25 protein-coding genes are annotated in these 20,484 nt (G+C 31.7%); 22 read left to right on the forward strand and 3 right to left on the reverse strand.

Annotation, left to right across the window (positions count from 1 at the left end):
* Positions 1–93: 93 nt before the first annotated feature.
* Positions 94–1,431: a H2O-forming NADH oxidase gene (gene nox, locus ACU68Y_RS05770; protein WP_446755303.1), complete on the forward strand. Its 1,338-nt coding sequence runs from the start codon at positions 94–96 to the stop codon at positions 1,429–1,431.
* Positions 1,432–1,473: 42 nt separating this feature from the next.
* Here the strand turns inward: nox and ACU68Y_RS05775 are convergent, their stop codons facing one another.
* Complete coding sequence (locus ACU68Y_RS05775; RefSeq protein ID WP_002838593.1) at positions 1,474–2,250, reverse strand: ZIP family metal transporter; 777 nt, start codon at positions 2,248–2,250, stop codon at positions 1,474–1,476.
* Between the two features lie 154 nt (positions 2,251–2,404).
* On the opposite strand from ACU68Y_RS05775, the gene dnaX reads away from it, so the two are divergent.
* From dnaX to ACU68Y_RS05800, 5 genes are all read left to right on the forward strand, one after another.
* Positions 2,405–4,018: a DNA polymerase III subunit gamma/tau gene (gene dnaX / locus ACU68Y_RS05780; protein WP_446755302.1), complete on the forward strand. Its 1,614-nt coding sequence runs from the start codon at positions 2,405–2,407 to the stop codon at positions 4,016–4,018.
* A gap of 8 nt (positions 4,019–4,026) precedes the next feature.
* Complete coding sequence (locus tag ACU68Y_RS05785; protein ID WP_311433146.1) at positions 4,027–4,368, forward strand: YbaB/EbfC family nucleoid-associated protein; 342 nt, start codon at positions 4,027–4,029, stop codon at positions 4,366–4,368.
* Positions 4,369–4,384: 16 nt separating this feature from the next.
* The gene (gene recR / locus ACU68Y_RS05790; protein ID WP_446755301.1) at positions 4,385–4,993 is read left to right on the forward strand and encodes a recombination mediator RecR; all 609 of its coding nucleotides are present in this window, start codon (positions 4,385–4,387) and stop codon (positions 4,991–4,993) included.
* Positions 4,994–5,071: 78 nt separating this feature from the next.
* Entirely contained in the window at positions 5,072–5,764 is a 693-nt protein-coding gene (locus tag ACU68Y_RS05795; protein WP_012290456.1) for an AzlC family ABC transporter permease, read from the forward strand.
* Complete coding sequence (locus tag ACU68Y_RS05800; RefSeq protein WP_002838595.1) at positions 5,757–6,059, forward strand: AzlD domain-containing protein; 303 nt, start codon at positions 5,757–5,759, stop codon at positions 6,057–6,059. Before ACU68Y_RS05795 ends, ACU68Y_RS05800 begins: the two co-directional genes overlap by 8 nt.
* Before the next feature lie 45 nt (positions 6,060–6,104).
* Here the strand turns inward: ACU68Y_RS05800 and ACU68Y_RS05805 are convergent, their stop codons facing one another.
* Entirely contained in the window at positions 6,105–8,192 is a 2,088-nt protein-coding gene (locus ACU68Y_RS05805; RefSeq protein ID WP_446755300.1) for a molybdopterin-containing oxidoreductase family protein, read from the reverse strand.
* A gap of 11 nt (positions 8,193–8,203) precedes the next feature.
* Positions 8,204–8,524: a hypothetical protein gene (locus ACU68Y_RS05810; RefSeq protein ID WP_446755299.1), complete on the reverse strand. Its 321-nt coding sequence runs from the start codon at positions 8,522–8,524 to the stop codon at positions 8,204–8,206.
* Between the two features lie 83 nt (positions 8,525–8,607).
* Here ACU68Y_RS05810 and ACU68Y_RS05815 point away from each other — a divergent pair, with 83 nt between their 5' ends.
* The 16 genes from ACU68Y_RS05815 (at position 8,608) to ACU68Y_RS05890 (ending at position 20,468) form a co-directional block, all read left to right on the forward strand.
* Complete coding sequence (locus ACU68Y_RS05815; protein ID WP_002838591.1) at positions 8,608–8,844, forward strand: glutaredoxin family protein; 237 nt, start codon at positions 8,608–8,610, stop codon at positions 8,842–8,844.
* Positions 8,845–9,132: 288 nt separating this feature from the next.
* Positions 9,133–10,356, forward strand: coding sequence for an NAD(P)/FAD-dependent oxidoreductase (locus ACU68Y_RS05820; protein ID WP_446755298.1), 1,224 nt, complete (start codon positions 9,133–9,135; stop codon positions 10,354–10,356).
* Entirely contained in the window at positions 10,357–11,649 is a 1,293-nt protein-coding gene (locus ACU68Y_RS05825) for an NAD(P)H-dependent oxidoreductase (protein WP_002838629.1), read from the forward strand.
* Between the two features lie 163 nt (positions 11,650–11,812).
* A complete protein-coding gene (locus tag ACU68Y_RS05830) occupies positions 11,813–13,276 on the forward strand; it encodes an aspartate ammonia-lyase (protein WP_446755297.1) in 1,464 nt (487 codons plus the stop codon).
* Positions 13,277–13,408: 132 nt separating this feature from the next.
* Complete coding sequence (locus ACU68Y_RS05835) at positions 13,409–13,783, forward strand: hypothetical protein (RefSeq protein WP_002838620.1); 375 nt, start codon at positions 13,409–13,411, stop codon at positions 13,781–13,783.
* Between the two features lie 11 nt (positions 13,784–13,794).
* Positions 13,795–14,754 carry an NAD(P)H-dependent glycerol-3-phosphate dehydrogenase gene (locus tag ACU68Y_RS05840; RefSeq protein ID WP_035112240.1) on the forward strand — a complete coding sequence of 320 codons (960 nt, stop codon included), beginning with the start codon at positions 13,795–13,797 and terminating at the stop codon, positions 14,752–14,754.
* 118 nt (positions 14,755–14,872) lie between these two features.
* Positions 14,873–15,238 carry a YlxM family DNA-binding protein gene (ylxM, locus tag ACU68Y_RS05845; RefSeq protein ID WP_002835331.1) on the forward strand — a complete coding sequence of 122 codons (366 nt, stop codon included), beginning with the start codon at positions 14,873–14,875 and terminating at the stop codon, positions 15,236–15,238.
* Complete coding sequence (gene ffh, locus ACU68Y_RS05850) at positions 15,228–16,568, forward strand: signal recognition particle protein (protein WP_002838602.1); 1,341 nt, start codon at positions 15,228–15,230, stop codon at positions 16,566–16,568. Before ylxM ends, ffh begins: the two co-directional genes overlap by 11 nt.
* A 19-nt stretch (positions 16,569–16,587) precedes the next feature.
* Positions 16,588–16,839, forward strand: coding sequence for a 30S ribosomal protein S16 (gene rpsP / locus ACU68Y_RS05855; RefSeq protein WP_002835329.1), 252 nt, complete (start codon positions 16,588–16,590; stop codon positions 16,837–16,839).
* Positions 16,840–16,860: 21 nt separating this feature from the next.
* Positions 16,861–17,091 (forward strand): KH domain-containing protein, encoded by a 231-nt coding sequence (locus ACU68Y_RS05860; protein ID WP_002835328.1) that lies wholly within the window; start codon positions 16,861–16,863, stop codon positions 17,089–17,091.
* Positions 17,091–17,579 carry a ribosome maturation factor RimM gene (gene rimM / locus ACU68Y_RS05865; protein WP_002838613.1) on the forward strand — a complete coding sequence of 163 codons (489 nt, stop codon included), beginning with the start codon at positions 17,091–17,093 and terminating at the stop codon, positions 17,577–17,579. The genes ACU68Y_RS05860 and rimM overlap by 1 nt, the downstream gene beginning before the upstream one ends.
* Positions 17,579–18,280, forward strand: coding sequence for a tRNA (guanosine(37)-N1)-methyltransferase TrmD (gene trmD / locus ACU68Y_RS05870; protein WP_002841610.1), 702 nt, complete (start codon positions 17,579–17,581; stop codon positions 18,278–18,280). Before rimM ends, trmD begins: the two co-directional genes overlap by 1 nt.
* The gene (rplS, locus tag ACU68Y_RS05875; RefSeq protein ID WP_002835325.1) at positions 18,280–18,627 is read left to right on the forward strand and encodes a 50S ribosomal protein L19; all 348 of its coding nucleotides are present in this window, start codon (positions 18,280–18,282) and stop codon (positions 18,625–18,627) included. The genes trmD and rplS overlap by 1 nt, the downstream gene beginning before the upstream one ends.
* Before the next feature lie 51 nt (positions 18,628–18,678).
* On the forward strand, positions 18,679–19,536 hold the full coding sequence (ylqF, locus tag ACU68Y_RS05880; protein WP_446755296.1) for a ribosome biogenesis GTPase YlqF: 858 nt from the start codon (positions 18,679–18,681) through the stop codon (positions 19,534–19,536).
* Positions 19,523–20,146, forward strand: coding sequence for a ribonuclease HII (locus ACU68Y_RS05885; RefSeq protein WP_012290465.1), 624 nt, complete (start codon positions 19,523–19,525; stop codon positions 20,144–20,146). Before ylqF ends, ACU68Y_RS05885 begins: the two co-directional genes overlap by 14 nt.
* Positions 20,127–20,468, forward strand: a complete 342-nt coding sequence (locus tag ACU68Y_RS05890; protein WP_002838660.1) for a YraN family protein — start codon at positions 20,127–20,129, stop codon at positions 20,466–20,468. Before ACU68Y_RS05885 ends, ACU68Y_RS05890 begins: the two co-directional genes overlap by 20 nt.
* The last annotated feature ends 16 nt before the right edge of the window (positions 20,469–20,484 follow it).

A 20,484-nucleotide genomic window follows, 5' to 3' on the forward strand; every position in this document is an offset into this window, starting at 1 on the left:
AATTATAGCGTAAGATTTGTTAAATAACAAACAAAAATTTTTTACTTATTAATCCTACAACATTAGTAGGAAATAAAAAAAGGAGGAAACATAATGAGTAAAATAGTTTTAATTGGAGCTAACCATGCAGGTACAGCTTGTGCAAACACAATATTGGACAATTACAAAGATGAAGAATTAGTAATTTTTGATCAAAACTCCAATATTTCATTCTTAGGATGTGGAATGGCATTGTGGATTGGAAAACAAATTAAAGGTCCAGAAAAATTATTTTATTGTAGCAAAGAAGTTTTCGAACAAAAAGGTGCTACGGTTCACATGGAAACAAAAGTAGACAACATTGACTACGACAAAAAAATTGTTTATGCAAAGGACAAAGACGGAAAAGAAATTCAAGAATCTTACGACAAATTGGTATTAGCTACAGGATCTCAACCAATTTTACCAGACATCGAAGGAATGGATTTGGAAAATGTTCAAAAAGTTAAAATTTTCCAAGATGCACAATCAGTTATTGACAAGATAAATCACGAAGAAATCAAAAAAGTTGTAGTAGTAGGAGCTGGCTACATAGGAACAGAACTTGCAGAAGCTTTCAAGAGATTAGGAAAAGAATCTACATTGATTGAACACGGAGATACGGTGTTAAGAGGCTATTACGATGATAAATTCTGCAAAAAAATGGAAAATAACCTAAGAGATCACGGTGTAAATTTAGTATTTAATGAAGAAGTTGTAAAATTAGAAGGAACTGATGGCAAAGTAAATAAGGTTATAACTGATAAAGGTGAATACGATTGTGACATGGTAATAATGTCTATAGGATTCAAACCAAACAGCTCACTTGCAAAAGATCATTTGAAATTAAACGATCATAAAGCAATAATCACTGACAAACATCAACAAACTTCTGATGAAAATGTATTTGCAGTTGGAGATTCAACAGTTATTTTCAACAACGCAACAGGAAAATTTGAATACGTTGCATTGGCTACAAATGCTGTAAGAAGTGGTATAGTAGCTGGTCACAATGTTTGTGGAACAAAATTAGAATCAAACGGTGTGCAAGGATCAAACGGAATTAAGATTTACGATTTGTGCATGGTATCAACAGGTTTAACAGTTAGAAATGCTGAAAAATTGGGAATGGAAGTTGAATACACTGATTTCACAGATTTACAAAAGCCACCATTTATGGAAGAAAACAACAAAGAAGTTACTATCAGAATTGTTTACGACAAAAATTCACGCGAAATAAAAGGTTGTCAAATAATGAGTGAATATGATATTTCAATGATGATTCACATGTTCAGCTTGGCAATTCAAGAACACGTTACAATCGACAAACTAGCTCTTACTGATATATTCTTCTTGCCACATTACAACCAACCATACAACTATGTAACTATGGCAGCTATTCAAGCATTATAACAAAAAATTAGCGACTACTTTTATAGTAGCCGCTTTTTTTATTTAGCCAAGAGCAACATCTAATATCATCATTATGATAAATCCAATTATAATTCCGTAAGTCGCTTGGCGTTCGTATCCATTGCTATGAGTTTCTGGAATAATTTCGTCGCTAATTACAAAAAGCATTGCGCCACCTGCAAAAGCCAAAATAAATCCTAAAATAGGTGAGAACCAAGTTACAAGTCCGTAGCCTAAAAATGCTCCGACAGGTTCTACTAATCCTGTAAATAATGCTATTAAAAAAGCTTTTTTCACAGTATAATTTTCTCTGACCAAAGCCAAAGCAACCGCCAAACCTTCAGGCATATTTTGTAAACCAATTCCTATTGCGATAGGAAGACCGTGTGCTATTGAATTTCCACCAAAGCCAACTCCAGTTGCCATACCTTCTGGGAAATTGTGAATTGTAATTGCAATTACAAATAGCCATATTTTTTTCAAAGAATCTGAAGGATTTCCTTCAACTCTTTTATCCAATAAATGTTCGTGTGGAGAGTATTTGTCGATTAAATCTAAAAATACAGCTCCTGCTAAAATTCCAAGTGACGAGATTAAAACTCCTCTAAAACCTCCACCGTTTTCTTCGATACTAGGTAAAATTAATGAAAAACAAGTTGCAGAAAGCATGACACCTGCAGCTGCCCCTAAAAATACATCTAACTTACCTTGATTAACATTTCTAGTGAAAAAAACGGGAATTGCACCGACTCCAGTAAGAAGTCCAGGCAATATCAACCCTAACATAGTCAATAAAAATGGGTCAATATTTTTTATCATAAAAATCCCCCTTTAAAAATAAAATTTCTATTACTATTTTACTATGAATTCAAGATTTATCAAATATGGTATAATATAAAAAGATTTAATTGTGTTTAAATTATATTAAAATTGAAAAAATTACTCGTTGTTTAACAATGAAACCGAGGTACTTATGCAAGCTATTTATAGAAAATATAGGCCGGATACTTTTGACAAAGTTTACGGACAAAAACATATAACTGATATTTTAAAAAATCAAATTGAAACGAAAAATATTTCGCACGCATACATTTTTTCAGGTTCAAGAGGAACTGGTAAAACAAGTTGTGCGAAAATTTTTGCGAGAGCTATTAACTGTTTAGATTTACAAGATGGAAATCCTTGTAACAAATGCGAAAATTGTCTGAGTTCGTTGGAAGAATCCACATTAGATATCGTTGAAATGGATGCTGCTAGTAACAGAAGAATTGACGATATCAGAGAACTACGTGATAAAGTAATTTATCCACCTACAAAACTCAAATATAAAGTCTATATTATAGACGAAGCTCACATGATTACTAATGAAGGATTCAATGCATTACTTAAAATCATGGAAGAGCCACCAAAACATTTGGTGTTCATTTTAGCTACGACAGAAATAGATAAGATTCCACAAACTATTTTATCCAGATGTCAACGTTACGAATTCAAAATGATAAATTCCAAGGATATTTCGGATAATATAAAATACATTTTGAACGATTTGAATAGAAAAATGGATGACGATGCGATTGAACTCATTGCTAATAAAGCGGATGGAGCAATGAGAGATGCATTATCTATTTTGGATCAAGTTTTAAGCATTGAAAAAGAAAATATAACAAAACAAGATATAAATGGTATACTTGGTATTGTTGACAATAAAGGAATCTTCAAACTTGTTAATAGCATAATAAAAAAAGATGCTACAGAAGTTTTGGGTAATTTGTACACAATATCACATAACAAACCTGTCGAAAATGTTATGGATGAGTTGTTGAATCATTTTAGAAACTTGTTGCTATCAAAAAATGGACTTGAAAAAATTAGGCAGAATAACACTCAATACAATGATGATTATAATGCACAATCTGAATTAATCACTAATAGGCAAATAGTAGAAAGCATGTCGATCATAATTGAGCATCAGAAAAAATTAAAACAGGCGGATAATCAAAAAGCTCTTCTTGAAATTTTGGTTATGCGACTTATAGATTACATCGATTATGATGATTTGATTGCTAGAGTGAATACGTTGGAAGATAAGCTCAATAATATTGAACAAAATGGAATTAAAATCAATTCTACAAAAGAACTATCAGAATTTGACGAGAAAATCGATAAAAAAATAGAAATTTCACAAAAATCTTCAAAAAAAGAAGCAAAACAAGATGAATTATCTGATAAAAATGATATAATAAAGATTGATGAAAAAATCGACGATAAGGTAGAAGAAGTTGTCGAAAATGAGGATTCATTTGGAAAACTAAGAGAAGTTTTAAGAGAATTCGACAAAATTCCTAAAGAATTAGCTGATGATATCAATGCTAGTTTGGAAAATGATAGACTGATTTTGAAGACTAATCAGTTGTATTTGTATACTTTGCTTCCTCACAAAAAAGTTATTGAACAGTTGCTTAAACCACATTACGATTTCAAGGTTTTAGATTTGCAAATTGATAATGAGAAAGAGGAAAAAGGAAACGAAAGCGTTAAAAAATTACAGAATTTGTTTGGAAAAAATGTCCAAATAATTGAAAAATAGGAGGAATTATGGGAAATAAATTTAGAGGCGGAATGCCTGGCATGGGAAACATGGGAAACATGATGAAACAAATGCAAAAAATGCAAAGACAAATGGAAGAAACTCAAAAAAGATTAGAGGAAACTGAAGTTACTGCAACTAGTGGTGGAGGAGCTATTGAAGTTGTTGCTAATGGAAAAAAAGAAATAGTTTCTATTAAAATAGATGAAGATTTGATAAAAGACGGCGATGTTGAAATGCTTCAAGACATGGTTATGGTTGCTGTTAACGACGCCATTAAAAAAGTATTAGACATGAGTGAGTCTGAACTTGGTAAAATCACTGGAGGAATTAATATTCCAGGATTCTAAATAAGGGGGGATAATTTTGTCACTATACCCTAAAGCAATGGACGAATTGATTAAAAATTTGTCGAATTTGCCAACTATTGGCAGAAAAAGTGCGAGAAGATTAGCTTATAGAATTATAGACATGGATCAAAAAAAAGTCGATGAGCTTGTAGAAAGTATTGTAAATGTAAAGGCTAATATTAGACCGTGTGCTAATTGTGGAAATCTTACTGATAAAAAATTGTGTGATATATGTTCCGATCAAAAAAGAGATAATAGTATTATAACTGTAGTTGAAGATTCAATGAATGTAATTTCAATTGAAAAAACTGGCGAATACAACGGGAAATATCACGTATTAGGAGGATTATTATCTCCAAGAGATAATATCTCTCCACAAGATTTGAATTTGGAAAATTTGTTTTTGAGATGCAAAAAAGATTATGTAAAGGAAGTTATCCTAGCATTATCACCAACAACTAACGGAGATTTAACAACTAACTTCATAATAGAAGTTCTTAAAAATGAAGAATATAACGTAAAAGTTTCCAGAATTGCGATGGGAGTACCATTGGGAGCTAATTTGGAATATTATGACGAAATGAGCTTGTACAAAGCTATTTTGGATAGAAGAGAAATAAAATAATCATAATCTGCAAATCTTGTAGATTATGATTTCTTACGTTTAAATGTTTGTAATAAAAATGGAATGGAGGAAAATTTAATGGATTCAAATAGAATTAAAGAAGCAATCAAATTTTCGACTCCAATTATGTTGGGATATATTCCTATTGCAATGGCTTTTGGATTGTTGTGCAAAGGTCAAAACATTAGCATGTTGGATTCGACTTTGTTTTCTTTTGTTTTCTATTCTGGAGCAGCGCAATTCATGGCAGTTGAATTGTTAGGTGCAGGAGTGGGTATGTTTTCTATCGTGCTGTCGGTATTTTTATTGAATTTAAGACTGTTCATAATGTCGACTTCTTTGGGAATTCATACAGAAAACGTAAATCCTAAAGCTCTTCCTGCTGTTGGATTTATGTTGACAGATGAAGCATTTTCGGTGATGAGTTTTAACAAAGATAAACTTAACACAGAATTTGCGTTGGCAGTTGAATTTGGACCTTATTTGGCGTGGGGAATATTTACACCGGTTGGATATTTGATAGGACAATTAATGCCAAAATCAGTCCAAACATCACTTGAAGTCGGACTTACTGCGATGTTTATCGCACTTGTAGTACCATCTATTAAGAAAAGTTCCAATGGTTTGGTAGTTAGTTTGATTGGTGTAATAACTTATGCAATTATTTTTTATTTGAAATTTATACCATCTGGATGGGATATAATCTTAGCAATTTTATTGTCATCATACATCGGATTGAAAGTAATTATGAAAAGAGGTCAAAATGTATAATATAATTTTAATTTTATTATGTAGCTTAGTTACAGCTGTTCCTAAGATAATACCTCTTAAATATTTAAAAGGAAAACAACTTTCTAGACAAACTGCCGAATTTTTAAACATAATACCATATACATCATTAAGTATTATGGTTATAAGAGGAATTCTGACAGCTTCAAGTGAAATGCTAATTCCTACAATTGTAGCTTCAATCGTAGCGATTATTATAGCTTATTTGAAAGAAAATGTTGGACTAACAATTATATTAGCAGTTCTAACAGCATTTGTTTGTTTGAAATTTTTCTAAAAAAATACCTTCTGTGTTAAATTATTACACAGAAGGTTTTTCCTTTTATTTAACTTTTCTAATATTGCAATGTTGTCTTTTGAAAACTGGAAATCCTGAAATAGGATCGAAGATTTCATTATCGATTAACATATTAATATTCGCATCTTTCCATTTGTCATCTTGAATAAATGAACCACCACCAACATTTATTTCCAAATCGTGACGATTTGACATATTATTAGTAACTGCTTGAAGTATTACACTCGCTCTATCGTTGTAGACTTCAACCAAATCCATATTTTCAATTCCTAATTCCTTAGCATCATCTTCATTCATTATAACTTGTGGATATTCTTGATGATTTAATAATCCATCGATGTTCAAATGTTGCGTTCTAAATGTCGTATGAATTCTTGCGCCTGTGTTCATAGTAAATGGATATTTGGATAATTTTTCTGATTTTTCGTGCTCATTTTCAAATCCATCGTCATAAACAGGAATAGGTGAGAATCCATATTTTTCTAAAAATTTTGAGTGGATTTCGATTTTTCCAGTTTCTGTATTAAATGAATCGTATTTTTCATAAGACACTTCAGGCTTTTTGTCGAAATGATATACACCATTTTCTTTCAATTCTTTTAAAATTTCTGGTGTGTGATAGAAAGCTTTATCCAATAAATCATCGAAATTTTCAGGATAGTATTCACCAAATCCTAATGCATCTGCAATTTTTTTCAAAATAAAAATATTTGGAAGAGAATTGCCCAAAGGTTCGACTAATTTTTCTTTGATTTCGATGTGGTCGGGATATATTGCGTAGCGGTCTTCTTCGTAATAAGTTGTAGCAGGGAGGATGACATCTGCAAAGTATGCATCTTCGGTCATAAATCTGTCACAAGTTACAAAGAAATCTAAGCTTTTTAATGCTTTTCTGAAAAGTTGACTGTTTGGATAATTTACAGACATACATGAACCTAAATTGATTAGACCTTTTATTGGATAAGGATCGGATTCTAATATTGCTTGTGGAAGTTTCGTAAATTGAGGTTGTCCGATTAATTTATCGAAAAGAGGGAATTCTTTTGAACCGATTTTTTCGATATTTTTTGCATTATTCGGTGGGTTTTGTACCCTCTTAATTGGCTTTTTCTTATTAATCAAAAGTCCGCCTTTAACATCTAAGTTTCCCAATAAAGCCCACAAAATATACAACGAACGTATAGTTTGAACTCCGCACTGTGAATATTCAAGTCCTGTGTATGATTTAAGAGCAACTGTGTTGTCAAAGAGTAAATTTGCCAACTCTTTTATCTTATCAACTTCAAGTCCTGTGATTTCTGATGTTTTTTCCAAATCAAATTGTGTAAAATATTCTTTGAATTCATCGTATCCGTAAGTGTATCTTTCGATAAAATCTTGGTCAAGTTTATCTTTTAAGTAATTTAGTATTCCAAGAATTAGTACCATATCAGTTCCGCTGTTGACGATGTATTTGTAGTCAGCGTATTCGATAATATCTGAATTGTAATGGTCAACGGCGATAATCTTCATTCCTTCATTTTTTCTTTTTATCATGTTGTTGTAGAAGAATGGAGGAGAATCTGTCTTGGGATTGGCACCCCACACACAAAGCATTTGAGTGTTTTGCAAATCGCAAACTAGATTTGGTGCACTTAATCCAAAAACTGTTTGAGGAGCAAATATACCAAACGATACAAAACATAATGAGCCAACTGATCCGTTGTTCGGACTTCCAATTGGAGATAAGAATCCTCCGTTATCAGTGTTAGGCATTTGAATTGAAATAAAATCGTTCGTAGTTGTGTCAAATGCGCCTCTACCAAAATGACTTGCAATTGATTTTGCGCCGTATTCATCAATTATTTTAGAACATTTTTCTTTGATAAGTTCCATAGCTTCATCCCATGAAGCTTTTTTGAATTCTAGTGTTCCTTTTTCTCCAGTTCTGATCAAAGGATCAGTCAATCTGTCTTGTGAGTTTAGGATTTCGTCTGAATACAATCCTCTTAAACAAAGGGCGGAAGGTTTTTCGTCTGATTTTTTGATGGATTTTATCCTTCTACCATCCATGTCACATTCTACATGGCATTGTCCAGGACAAATTCCACAAATAGTTTTAATTGTTCCCATTGCATCTCCTATTATTTAAAATTTTTTATTTCGAAAATATCATACACGCATTCTTCATACGGATGAATATCTTCGATAATTTGTATACATTTTTTGATATTATTTTCTGTCGTGCGAAATTCTAATTTGATTTCGTCAACTTCGTTGATAATATTTTTTTCACCAGAAAAATTATTTGCTACATTATTGGGCATGAAATGACCTTTGACTTTCGATGTAGTATAACAGTAATCATAATTTCCTATTGTTATAATTTTTTCATCACCTAGTTTTTTTATTAACAAATCTATGTAATCTTCTGGTATGTATACATCTATTTTATATGTTATCATAAAAACTCCTTTTGTTCATGTTTATTTATTATTAGATCGGGTATATATATTTTATCAAAGAATTTAACGAAAGGGAGATTATTATGGATTTAAAATTGTATTACAAAGAAACTTGCCCATTCTGCAAGAAGGTTTTAAGATTTATAGAAAAAAAAGGAATTAAGGATGTTGAATTAGTAGACATCAAAGCCGATGAGGCTAATGAAAAATACCTTATCGAAAAAGGTGGAATGGACCAAGTACCTTGTCTTTTCATTGATGAAAAGCCAATGTATGAATCAATGGATATTATAAAATTCTTGGATGAAAAATTTCAATAAAAATTTTGAACAATAGAAATTTTGCTCTCACTTTTGTGGGAGCTTTTTGTTTGTCAAAATCAAAAATTATTACAATTAATCGTCATTTTTAAAAATTCACATGATTTATGATAGAATAAATATCGTAATAAAAAAAGTAGCAAACCTTTGGGAGAGATTTGCTACTTAAATAACATTGGCAAGTTCATATTAGGAGGATGAACAACCATTTATTGTTACCATTATAGTATCATATATTTATTGTTAATAAGTTACAAATTTATTACGATTTAGGGAATTGAGGAGAAAATGAAGGTAGGAATTATCGGAGCAGGAGCGAGCGGCGTTTTTGCGGCATTAAGTTTAAAACAAAATTACATAGACACAACTGTTATCGAAAGAAACGCCAACGCTTTGAAGAAAATTTATGCGACAGGTAATGGTAGATGCAATTTTACTAATAGAAATGTATCGTACAAGAATTATCATGGCGAAAATCCAAAATTCACAATCAGTGCCATCAAAAAATTTGATAACTACGATGTTATTGAATTTTTCAATGATATGGGAATTCCCGAAGTTGAGCTTGAAAATGGCAAGATTTTCCCAAAAAGTCTGCAAGCTTCATCAATCGTAAAACAAATGATGTGTTTGGCAAATCATCTGGAAGTAGAATTTATTTTCGATAGTTTCGTTGATGATGTTAGAAAAAACGGCGATATTTTTGAAGTAAAATCCAATGGTTTGATTTACAAGTTTGATTATTTAATAGTCGCTTGTGGATCTAAGGCTTACAAGAAAAGTGGGTCTGACGGAAATGGATACATTCTTATGAAAAAATTGGGACACAATATCGTGAAGACTCATCCTGGTATCGTTCAGTTAAGGCTTAATGGAGATAGTTTCAAAAAAATGAGCGGCACCAAATTCAAGGCTAATGCAAAGTTAGTAGTGGACGGAAAAGAAGTTTTTGAATTTTATCACGATGTTTTGTTTACTGATTACGGAATTAGTGGGCCAACTATTTTGCAGTTATCAGGTGAAGCTATTAGAGCTAAAAATAATGGATTAGATGTTAAAATAAGAATAGATACTGTGGATTTGGATGAAAATAAATTGTACGAACACTTAATCTACATAATATCTTTAAATTATTATAAGAAAATAAATGAGTTGTTGGTCGGTTTGATTAACGACAATTTGATTGAAGAAGTTTTGAATCAAGCAGGTATAAGTTATGATATTAATGTGTGCGAGCTAAGCAAGGAAGAAATTTACAAATTAGCACACACGCTTAAAAATTTGGAATTTAGTGTTAGTGGATACAAGGATGAGGATTCTGGTCAAATTACTTGTGGTGGAGTAGATACAGATGAAATCAATCCGTCTACTATGGAATCAAAAAAAATTAAAAATCTGTACATTATTGGTGAGATTATGGATGTCGACGGAGATTGTGGTGGATACAATCTTCAATGGGCTTTTTCATCGGCGTATTCTTGTGCGATGTCCATAATTAAAAAGGAGAGCTAAATGAATAAAATGCAAAGAAAACTTGTTGACTTAGATAACCACGGTCAAAAAGTTAGAGTAGGTTTGGTTGGTTGTGGCAAAATGGGATCAGGTCTTGTAAGTCAGTTGAGTAGAATTAAAGGAATGAGACCTTCTGTTATTATAGATAGACACGTTGACAAGTGCGTGACTGCTTTGAGAAAAGCAGGTGTAAAAGATGTGGATATTGTCAGAACAACTGATTTGAAAGTTGCAGAAAATGCTATTAAAAATAATTCGTTCGTTGTAAGTGATGATTATACTTTGAGCTACAAGTTAGATATGATTGATGGAGTAATTGATGCGACAGGAAATCCTCCATTTGGAACACAACTTGCAGTAGAAAGCATTGAACACGAAAAACATACTATTTTATTAAATGTAGAATGTGATGCTGTTGTAGGACCAATTTTAAATGAAATGGCGAAGAAAAAAGGTGTTGTATACACTGGATCTGCAGGAGATGAACCAGGCGCTATAATCCAATTGTCAGATTTTGCGCTTGGATTGGGATTCAAATTGTTAGCTGTTGGTAAGGGCAAGAACAATCCATTGGATAATTACACTAATGAAGATATTTTAAGAGAAGAAGCATTGTCAAAAGGATTGGTTCCAAAAATGTTGACATCATTTGTAGATGGAACGAACACTATGATTGAACTTACAGCTGTAGCAAATGCGTTGGGATTCACTCCTGATGTTTTGGGTTGTCACGGAATTACAACAAACATTCACGACATTGCTGACAAATTCAAATTAAAAGAACAAGGCGGTATTTTAAATAATTACAATATAGTTGATTTTGCATTTGGAGTTGCGCCGGGAGTTTTTGCAATTGTTACTCACGACACAAACGAGGTTCACGATTTGATGGAATATTTGTCAATGGGTAAAGGACCAAATTATACTTTGTACAGACCATATCATTTGACAAGTTTGGAAACTCCACTTACAATTTACGATGCAATTGTAGAAAAAGAACCAACAATTTATCCAAAATACGGTCAAGTTTCTGATACAATCACAGTTGCAAAAAGAGACATCAAAAAAGGCCAAAAAATTGAAGGAATTGGTGGACACGATTGTTTCGGTAAAATAACATCTCACAAACATCAAATGGAGAATAATTTGTTGCCAATGCCAATCATCACAGAAAAAACAACCGCAAAAGTTGATATACCAAAAGACACATTGATTACTTACGACATGGTTAATTTGGATGAAGATCATATCATTACAAAACTTCGTAAGAGACAAGATGAATTGGGATTATAAAATTAAAAAAAAATCTATTATCAGCCGATAAAAAGTTTTTAAAACTTTAAAATTTCGGCTGATTTTTATTTTAAAATCAATTTTTATAAAATTTTGACAATGGATTTTAAAAGTGTTAATATCAATTTGTAATGTAATAAATAAACGTTTTTTGGGGGTTAATATGGATTACAGATTAGAGTCTGATAGTGTTGGAGAAAAACAAGTTCCAAAAGATGCATATTACGGTGTGCAATCTTTAAGAGGAATGGAAAATTTCCCAATAACAGGGAGAACTTTACATGAAGAATTAATTTATGGATTGACAATAGTTAAAAAAGCTTGTGCAATTGCAAACCACAGAGCAGGAATTATGAGAGAGGATGTCAAAAACGCAATCGTTTACGCATGTGACCAAATTCTTGAAGGAGAATATCACGATCAATTTTTGACTGATCCAATTCAAGGTGGAGCAGGCACAACAGCTAATATGAATGCAAATGAAGTTATTGCAAACATTGCCAACGAAAAACTCGGTGGAGGATTGGGAACTTATGAATATGTTCACCCAAACGATCACGTTAACATGAGTCAATCTACAAACGATGTTTTTCCAACTGCAGGTAAAATTGCAACTTTAAGACTACTAATAAAAGCCTTAAACGAATTAAAGCAATTAGAAATTTCTTTGCTTAATAAATCTGTAGAATTTGATGATGTACTTAAAATGGGACGTACTCAACTTCAAGATGCAGTGCCAATTAGATTGGGACAAGAATTCCACGCATATTATTCCGTAATCAAAAGAGATATCAAAAGAATTAGAAGATCATCAGATCAAATTGAATCCATAAATATGGGAGCAACTGCGATTGGTACAGGTGTAAATGTAGACAAAGTTTACTTTACAAATATAGTTCCTATTCTAGCAGAATTAACAGGATTTGATTTGCATCAAGCAGAAGATTTAATAGATGGAACTAATAACCTTGATGGACTTGTAGAAATATCTTCAGCAGTAAAATCAACAGCTGTAAGTTTGTCAAAAATGGCAAGTGATTTGAGATTAATGAGTTCTGGACCAAAAACAATGGTAGGAGATATTGAACTTCCACCAAGACAAAATGGTTCATCAATTATGCCGGGTAAAGTAAATCCTGTAATTCCAGAAGTTGTAAACCAAGTTGTATTCAGAATTATTGGTAACGATAATACAGTTACAATGTGTGCAGAACATGGACAATTGGAACTTAACGCATTTGAACCAGTTTTGTTCGATAGTTTATTCGAATCAATATCTATATTAACTAATGCGGTGAAAACTTTCAGAGAAAATTGTATACTTGGAATTAAACCAAACAGACAAAAACTTTCAAACGACGTTGAAAAATCTGTAGGAATAGTTACAGCACTTGTTCCTCATATCGGATACAAGAAGTCCGCTGAAATCGCAAAACGTGCATTGAGTACAGGAATCACAGTTAGAAATATCGTATTGGACGAAAAAATCTTAACAGAAGATGAATTAAAAGAAATTCTTGATCCAATTGCAATGACAATGCCAGGAATTGCAGCAGAATATTTGATCAAACAAAAACAACAAGCCTACATCGAAAAAAAGAAGAAAGAAGACAAGGAACAAAAGTAAAAAAATAAATTAAAATTTTCAAAAAGTCTGTTATCAAAGTAATTCTTTTATAATGGGCTTTTTATATTTTCATGCAAAAATTTTACATTATTTTAAATTTGTTAATATGTTATAATTTATCTAGGTGATATGATGAAAAATAATACTAAAAATGCAGACAATGTTATATTGGCGATATCAAATGTTTTGATGGTAGTTTTCGTGTCGACTTTGCTTAGAGGACACAATATTATAGCGGTATTAATTTTACTTGCGTGGGCAGTTTATGCATCGCAAAATAAAATGATTTTACCAAAAAGTCTTGAAAGAAAAAGAACAAAATTTGAATACGGAAGTTTTATAGTTTTATTAATAGGATTTATGTTGATTTATTACCATCCTAATAAGGTCTACGTGTTTTTAACATATCTTGCTTTTGTTATTTACAACACACTCTTGTGGATGAATATGATTAGAATGAGAGCTATTAATAAAGAAAATAATAAGAAATCTAACAAAAAGAAATAAAGAGGTATATGATGAAAATTATGGTTATTGGGCCTGGCAGATGGGGAAGTTTCATCGCTTGGTATTTGAAAAAAATTGGTCATGAAGTTTTGTTGTATGGTTTGAATGGAACTGAAGATTTCGAAAACTTCAAGAAAAGTCGTACCAATGGAATTATAACTTTACAAGATGATTTGGAATTAACCGATGATATCACAAGAGCAAAAGAATGCGATGTTATTCATGTTAGTATAAATGCACAAGGTTTTAGAAGTGTGTGTGAAGAACTTAAGTCCATTGGTATTAAGGATAAAATTATCGTTACTAATATGAAGGGAATTGAGATTTCGACTGGAAAAAGATTATCAGAAGTGTGCAAAGAAATTATGGATAAATCAAATAAAGTTGCAGCTTGGATTGGACCTGGCCATCCACAAGAATTTTACCGCAATGTTCCAAATTGTATGGTAATTGATTCGGAAGATGAAGATGTAAAAGAAATGTTGATTGAAAATTACAGTTCAGATTTGATTAGATTTTATTATGGCCAAGATTTGATTGGAAATGAAATCGGTGCAGCTTACAAAAACGTAATTGGAATTGCTGCAGGAATGTTGGACGGAATGAAAATAAGCTCTTTGAAGGGAGCTTTGATGAGTAGAGGTTGCAGAGAAGTTGCAAGGTTTATTAAAGCTTCAGGAGGCAAAGAGCTAAGTGCATACGGACTTTGTCATTTGGGAGATTACGAGGCGACAGTGTTCTCACAATACTCTCACAACAGAATGTTCGGTGAAATGTATGCGAAATCAGAAAAATACGATAAATTAGCTGAAGGATACTACACTGTAAAGGCTATTAAGATTAAAGCAGACAAAATGAATTTGGATTTACCAATAAACAATGCAGTGTACAAAGTTTTGTACGAAAATTCGAAATGTGAAGAAGAAATCGACAAATTATTCAGTAGAAGTTTGAAAAAAGAATTTTATTAGTGAAAATTATAAAAATTAGAAGTGCAAAAAAGCACTTCTTTTTTGATTAAAATGCTTGACAAATGGATTTTAAGTTTATATAATATACAAGTCAAGTAAAAAGGTTGACGGTGATTGAATGGAAAAATTATTAAATATTACCATGATGTTTGATTATTATGGTAAATTGCTTACGAAAAGAGAATACGATGTAATTGACAAATACTACAATGAAGATTTGTCATTAAATGAGATTGCTCAGATTTGTGATATTTCAAAACAAGCTGTAAGTGATAGTTTGAAAAGAGCTGAAAATAAGCTTTATGAATACGAACAAAAACTTGGCTTAATTGAAAAATCAAAAAAGAGTCATCAATTTCTTAGAAAAATCAGAAATGATCTTTTCTCTTTGTCACCAGAAATCAAAAGCAAAGAAATTGAAAATATCATTATAGATATAGAAGATTTCTTAAATGATTTAGAGGATGTGGAAAATGATATTTGAAAATTTGTCCGATAAATTACAAAATGCCTTGTCAAAATTGACCAACAGAGGAAAGTTAACAGAAAAAGATATAGATGTTGCAATGAGAGAAGTTAAACTTGCTTTATTGGAAGCGGACGTTAACTATAAAGTTGTCAAAGATTTTATCTCTCAGGTAAAAGAACGTGCTATTGATTCTTCTGTTTTGGAAAGTCTTACTCCAGGTCAACAAGTTATCAAGATAGTTAATGAAGAATTAACTAAAATGATGGGTGAAAAAGAAGAAAAACTTAACGTTTCACCGATGAAGCCTACAGTAATTATGCTTTGTGGCTTGCAAGGAGCTGGTAAAACAACTCATGCCGGAAAGCTTGCATTAAATTTGAAAAACAAAAATAAAAGCGTACTACTTGTAGCGTGTGATATTTACAGACCTGCTGCCATCAAACAACTTCAAGTTGTCGGTGGAAAAGTTGGGGTAGAAGTTTTTGAGATGGGACAGATAAATCCTGTTGAAATTTCTAAAAAAGCAATCGAAGAAGCTAAAAGAAAGAACATTGATTATGTAATTATAGATACTGCCGGTCGTCTTCACATTGACGATACTTTGATGGATGAGCTGAAAAATATTAAACAAGAAGTGAATCCTTCAGATATTTTGTTAGTTGTAGATGCGATGACTGGACAAGATGCAGTGAATGTTGCAGCTAAGTTTAACGAAGATTTGGATATTACAGGAATTATACTTACTAAGTTAGACGGTGATGCAAGAGGTGGTGCTGCTTTATCAATTAGACAAGTAGCTGATAAGCCTATTAAATTTATAGGTGTAGGTGAAAAACTTGGAGATTTAGAGCCGTTCCATCCGGACAGAATGGCATCTCGTATCTTGGGAATGGGAGATGTTCTTAGCCTTATCGAAAAAGCGCAAAATCAATTTGACGAGAAAAAGGCAAAAGAGTTAGAAGAAAAGATTAAAGCTCAAAGTTTTGACTTTAATGATTTTCTTGACCAAATGCAGCAAATCAAAAAAATGGGACCTATGCAAGATATTCTTGCAATGATTCCTGGTGTAGATAGCAAAATGCTTAAACAAGTTAATTTCGACAATAAAGAATTTGACAAGATTGAAGCGATTATAAAATCTATGACCAAACAAGAAAGAGAAAATCCAGATATCATTAGCATATCTAGAAGAAAAAGAATTGCTAAAGGATGCGGTCAAGATCAAGTAGCGGTTAATAAACTTTTGAAACAATTTAAAGAAATGAAAGTTATGATGAAAAATATGGGAGCGCTACAGAAGAAATTTGGCAAAAAAGGTAAAATGAAAATGCCTTTTTTTAGATAATAAGTTATGGAGGTAAATTATGTCAGTAAAAATTAGATTGAAAAGAATGGGAGCAAAGAAGAAACCATTTTATAGAATAGTTGTCGCAGATTCAAGATGTCCTCGTGATGGTAAATTCATCGAAGAAATCGGATATTATAACCCATTAGTTGAAGAAAAAACTGTTAAAGTTGACAGCGAAAAAGTTCAACAATGGATTAAAAACGGTGCAAAACCTACAGATACAGTAGACAGATTATTCAAAAATAATGGAGTTTACGAAGCAAAATAATAATACAAGTTGGGAGTTGTCATGGAAAAATTAGTTAAAACAATTGCTACTGCGTTAGTTGATAATAAAGAAGCGGTTGAAGTAACATCAAGACAAGACAAACATACGGTTATTATAGAAATTAAAGCAGATTCCAAAGATTTGGGAAAAATTATAGGAAAAGAAGGGAAGATTGCCAAGGCAATTAGAACTATTACTAAGGCAGCTGCTATTAAGAGTGGCGAAAAAGTTGTCGTAGATATTTTGCAATAATGGAATATATAGCTGTAGCAGAAGTGCTCAATACTCACGGTATTAAAGGATGTCTTAAAATGAGACCGTTGACTGATAATATCGAAAGATTTGACGAAGATATTTGTTATTATCTCGGGGATAAAAAAGTTAAGGTAACTATTCAAAATTACAGAATGTACAAGGGATTTTTGTACATTGATTTTGAAGAATTTAACGATATTAATGAAGTTCTTGGATTCAAAAAACAATATTTATATATAGATGAAAAAGACAGATACGAATTGAAAGATGGAAGCTTTTACATTGATGATTTGATAGGCTTAAAGGCTTATTTTAATGGAGAATATATTGGAGATTTAGTTGATGTTATTAGCATTTATAGTAATGATGTTTATGTAATAAAAAATGATGAAAAAGAATTTATGATACCTGCTGTAAAAGAGTTCATTAAAAAAATAGATTTAGAAAATGGATTAATCGATGTAGTTATAATTGAGGGTATGTGATGAAATTTATAATTCTCACATTATTTCCAGAAAGTTTTGATTACTTAAAATCATACGGTGTCATAGGAAAAGCAATCCAAAACAATCTCATTGAACTTGAAGTGGTTAATATTAGAGATTACACTAAAAATAAACACAAAAAAGTAGACGATGAGATATACGGTGGCGGTGCTGGTATGCTTATGACTTGCCAACCAATTTATGACTGCTTGGAAGATGTGAACAAAAACCAATCAAAGGTTGTGTTTATGTCTCCTCAAGGGAAAGTTCTTAATCAACGAAAGTGTATCGAACTTTCAAAAGAAAAAGAAATAGTTATTCTTTGTGGCCATTACGAGGGTGTCGATAGTAGAATCATCAATCATTATTGTGATGAAGAGATTTCTATTGGAGATTACGTGATGACTGGTGGAGAATTAGGTGCTATGGTTCTTATAGATTGTGTAAGCCGAATGATTAACGATGTTTTGGGAAATGATGAAAGTTATAAAACAGATTCGCACTACAATTTATTGCTACAGGAAGATTCCTACACAAGACCCAGAGTATTTAACGGATATGAAGTTCCTGAAGTTTTATTATCAGGAAATCACGAAAAAATCGAACAGTGGCGAGAAAAATCAAGACTAAACAACACTAAACTTAAAAGAGAAGATATATATCAGAAATATCTGAAAGAAAAAAACCAAGGAGGATCATAATGGATATTATAAAAACATTAGAAGATGAACAATTAAGAGAAAATAAGTTCGACTTTCATGTTGGAGATACTGTAAAAGTAGACTACCTTATTAAAGAAGGTAACAAAGAAAGAGTTCAAGTTTATGAAGGAACTGTAATTAAAATGCAAGGAACTGGACTTAGAAGAACTTTCACAGTAAGAAGATTAGCTTACGGTGTAGGAGTAGAAAGAACTTTCTTAATCAACTCACCAAGAGTAACTAACGTAAGATTAGTTAGAGAAGGTAAAGTAAGAAGATCTAAATTATTCTACTTAAGACACAGAGAAGGTAAAGCTGCTAAAGTTAAAGAAAAACAAAAATTCTAATTTGAGTGCTGAGAATTTCTCAGTACTTTTTTTAGATGGAAAGGAAATAACATGGACATTAATAATATAAACTGGTATCCGGGTCACATGAAAAAAGCTATCGACAAGATTAAAGAAAACATGAAACTTGTCGACATAGTGTTGGTACTTGTGGATAGCAGAATTGTAAAATCATCCATGAATCCAGTGATAGAAGATATTTTAAAGGATAAGCCACAATTGATTTTATTGAACAAGATGGACATGGCAGATCCTAAAATTACACAAAACTGGATTAATTATTTTGCAAAGAAAAATATAACAGCACTTCCAATCGATAGCAAAAACGGTAAAAATTTGGATAAAATTGAGCCGACAACTAAAAAGATTTTAGAAGATGTACTTAGTAATAGAAAAGATAAGAACATCAAATCAGAAATTATTAGAATGATGATAGTTGGTATTCCAAATGTTGGAAAATCTACAATAATTAACAAACTATCCAACAGACAATCTGCAAAAACGGGAAATACTCCGGGAGTTACAAGAACTAATCAATGGATTAGAATAAAAGGCAAGATGGAATTATTGGATACACCAGGTGTTTTGTGGCCGAAATTTGAAGATAATGAAATTGGATTGAACTTGGCATTTACTGGAGCTATCAAAGATGAAATTTTGGATGAGGAAAACTTAGCATACAAACTCATTGAAAAGCTTATGAGTATTGATCCACAAATTTTAGAGAAGAGATATTCAGTTGATACACAAAACAAGGAAACAATCGAAATAATGGATGATATTGCAATAAGAAGAGGCTGTTTATTAAAAGGGAAAAATATTGATTATTCTAAAGTTTCATCAATAATTATCGATGAATTTAGAAAAACAAAGTTAGGAAGAATTTCATTAGAAGATGTTTGCGATTGATTATAACGAATTTGAAGAAGAATTAATTTGTGGAATAGATGAAGTTGGAAGAGGACCATTGGCAGGGCCTGTTGTGACTTGTGCTATTATAATGCCTAAAAATTGTGAAATAATAGAAGGTGTCACTGATTCAAAGAAGCTTTCTGAAAAAAAGAGAATTAAATTCAAGGATATGATTTTGAATCAAGCATTAGCATACAGTGTAAATTTTGTAGATCAAGGTGTAATTGATGAGATTAATATCAAGCAAGCTACAAGATTATCCATGAAAAGAGCTGTTGAAAGTTTAAAAACAAAAGACAATAAATTCATAAAACCTGATTTAATTGTAATTGATGCCGAAGAAATCGACACAGACATTAAACAAATGTCATTTGTAAAAGGCGATGAAAAATTATATCCGATCTCTTGCGCATCAATTGTTGCTAAAGTTATAAGAGATGAGTACATGAAGGAAATGGCTGTGATTTATCCACAATATGGTTTTGAAAAACACAAAGGCTACGGAACGAAACTACATCGAGAAATGATACTAGAACATGGTGAATGTCCGCTTCACAGAAAAACTTTTTTGAGGAAATTATATGAAAATGGAAAAAAACCGAGGTAAATTTGCCGAGGATTACGCTTGTGAATATTTGACAGAAAAAGGTTACGAAATAATTGATAGAAATTATTCCGAAAGAATTGGAGAACTGGACATAGTATGTACTTATGAAAATTTTTTGGTAATAGTTGAAGTAAAAGCAAGAGTTGATGATAAATTTGGCGCCCCTTCTGATTTTGTAACTTCAGGAAAACAAGACAGGATAAGAAAGACTACTGAAATTTATATCGACAAACATGATTTGTACGATTATCAGCCGAGATTTGATGTAATAGAAATTTATTTGGATAATTTTAAATTAAATCACTATATTGACGCATTTTAATGTTGACAACAGGCTG

It is taken from the genome of Finegoldia sp. P1-F-LS, from assembly GCF_052932205.1.

What these genes read in the sequence shown, in the direction of transcription:
- nox (WP_446755303.1), top strand. Translation starts at nt 94, where the DNA reads ATGAGTAAAATAGTTTTAATTGGAGCTAACCATGCAGGTACAGCTTGT.
- ACU68Y_RS05775 (WP_002838593.1), bottom strand. Translation starts at nt 2,250, where the DNA reads ATGATAAAAAATATTGACCCATTTTTATTGACTATGTTAGGGTTGATA.
- dnaX (WP_446755302.1), top strand. Translation starts at nt 2,405, where the DNA reads ATGCAAGCTATTTATAGAAAATATAGGCCGGATACTTTTGACAAAGTT.
- ACU68Y_RS05785 (WP_311433146.1), top strand. Translation starts at nt 4,027, where the DNA reads ATGGGAAATAAATTTAGAGGCGGAATGCCTGGCATGGGAAACATGGGA.
- ACU68Y_RS05795 (WP_012290456.1), top strand. Translation starts at nt 5,072, where the DNA reads ATGGATTCAAATAGAATTAAAGAAGCAATCAAATTTTCGACTCCAATT.
- ACU68Y_RS05800 (WP_002838595.1), top strand. Translation starts at nt 5,757, where the DNA reads ATGTATAATATAATTTTAATTTTATTATGTAGCTTAGTTACAGCTGTT.
- ACU68Y_RS05805 (WP_446755300.1), bottom strand. Translation starts at nt 8,192, where the DNA reads ATGGGAACAATTAAAACTATTTGTGGAATTTGTCCTGGACAATGCCAT.
- ACU68Y_RS05810 (WP_446755299.1), bottom strand. Translation starts at nt 8,524, where the DNA reads ATGATAACATATAAAATAGATGTATACATACCAGAAGATTACATAGAT.
- ACU68Y_RS05815 (WP_002838591.1), top strand. Translation starts at nt 8,608, where the DNA reads ATGGATTTAAAATTGTATTACAAAGAAACTTGCCCATTCTGCAAGAAG.
- ACU68Y_RS05820 (WP_446755298.1), top strand. Translation starts at nt 9,133, where the DNA reads ATGAAGGTAGGAATTATCGGAGCAGGAGCGAGCGGCGTTTTTGCGGCA.
- ACU68Y_RS05825 (WP_002838629.1), top strand. Translation starts at nt 10,357, where the DNA reads ATGAATAAAATGCAAAGAAAACTTGTTGACTTAGATAACCACGGTCAA.
- ACU68Y_RS05830 (WP_446755297.1), top strand. Translation starts at nt 11,813, where the DNA reads ATGGATTACAGATTAGAGTCTGATAGTGTTGGAGAAAAACAAGTTCCA.
- ACU68Y_RS05835 (WP_002838620.1), top strand. Translation starts at nt 13,409, where the DNA reads ATGAAAAATAATACTAAAAATGCAGACAATGTTATATTGGCGATATCA.
- ACU68Y_RS05840 (WP_035112240.1), top strand. Translation starts at nt 13,795, where the DNA reads ATGAAAATTATGGTTATTGGGCCTGGCAGATGGGGAAGTTTCATCGCT.
- ylxM (WP_002835331.1), top strand. Translation starts at nt 14,873, where the DNA reads ATGGAAAAATTATTAAATATTACCATGATGTTTGATTATTATGGTAAA.
- ffh (WP_002838602.1), top strand. Translation starts at nt 15,228, where the DNA reads ATGATATTTGAAAATTTGTCCGATAAATTACAAAATGCCTTGTCAAAA.
- rpsP (WP_002835329.1), top strand. Translation starts at nt 16,588, where the DNA reads ATGTCAGTAAAAATTAGATTGAAAAGAATGGGAGCAAAGAAGAAACCA.
- ACU68Y_RS05860 (WP_002835328.1), top strand. Translation starts at nt 16,861, where the DNA reads ATGGAAAAATTAGTTAAAACAATTGCTACTGCGTTAGTTGATAATAAA.
- rimM (WP_002838613.1), top strand. Translation starts at nt 17,091, where the DNA reads ATGGAATATATAGCTGTAGCAGAAGTGCTCAATACTCACGGTATTAAA.
- trmD (WP_002841610.1), top strand. Translation starts at nt 17,579, where the DNA reads ATGAAATTTATAATTCTCACATTATTTCCAGAAAGTTTTGATTACTTA.
- rplS (WP_002835325.1), top strand. Translation starts at nt 18,280, where the DNA reads ATGGATATTATAAAAACATTAGAAGATGAACAATTAAGAGAAAATAAG.
- ylqF (WP_446755296.1), top strand. Translation starts at nt 18,679, where the DNA reads ATGGACATTAATAATATAAACTGGTATCCGGGTCACATGAAAAAAGCT.
- ACU68Y_RS05885 (WP_012290465.1), top strand. Translation starts at nt 19,523, where the DNA reads ATGTTTGCGATTGATTATAACGAATTTGAAGAAGAATTAATTTGTGGA.
- ACU68Y_RS05890 (WP_002838660.1), top strand. Translation starts at nt 20,127, where the DNA reads ATGGAAAAAAACCGAGGTAAATTTGCCGAGGATTACGCTTGTGAATAT.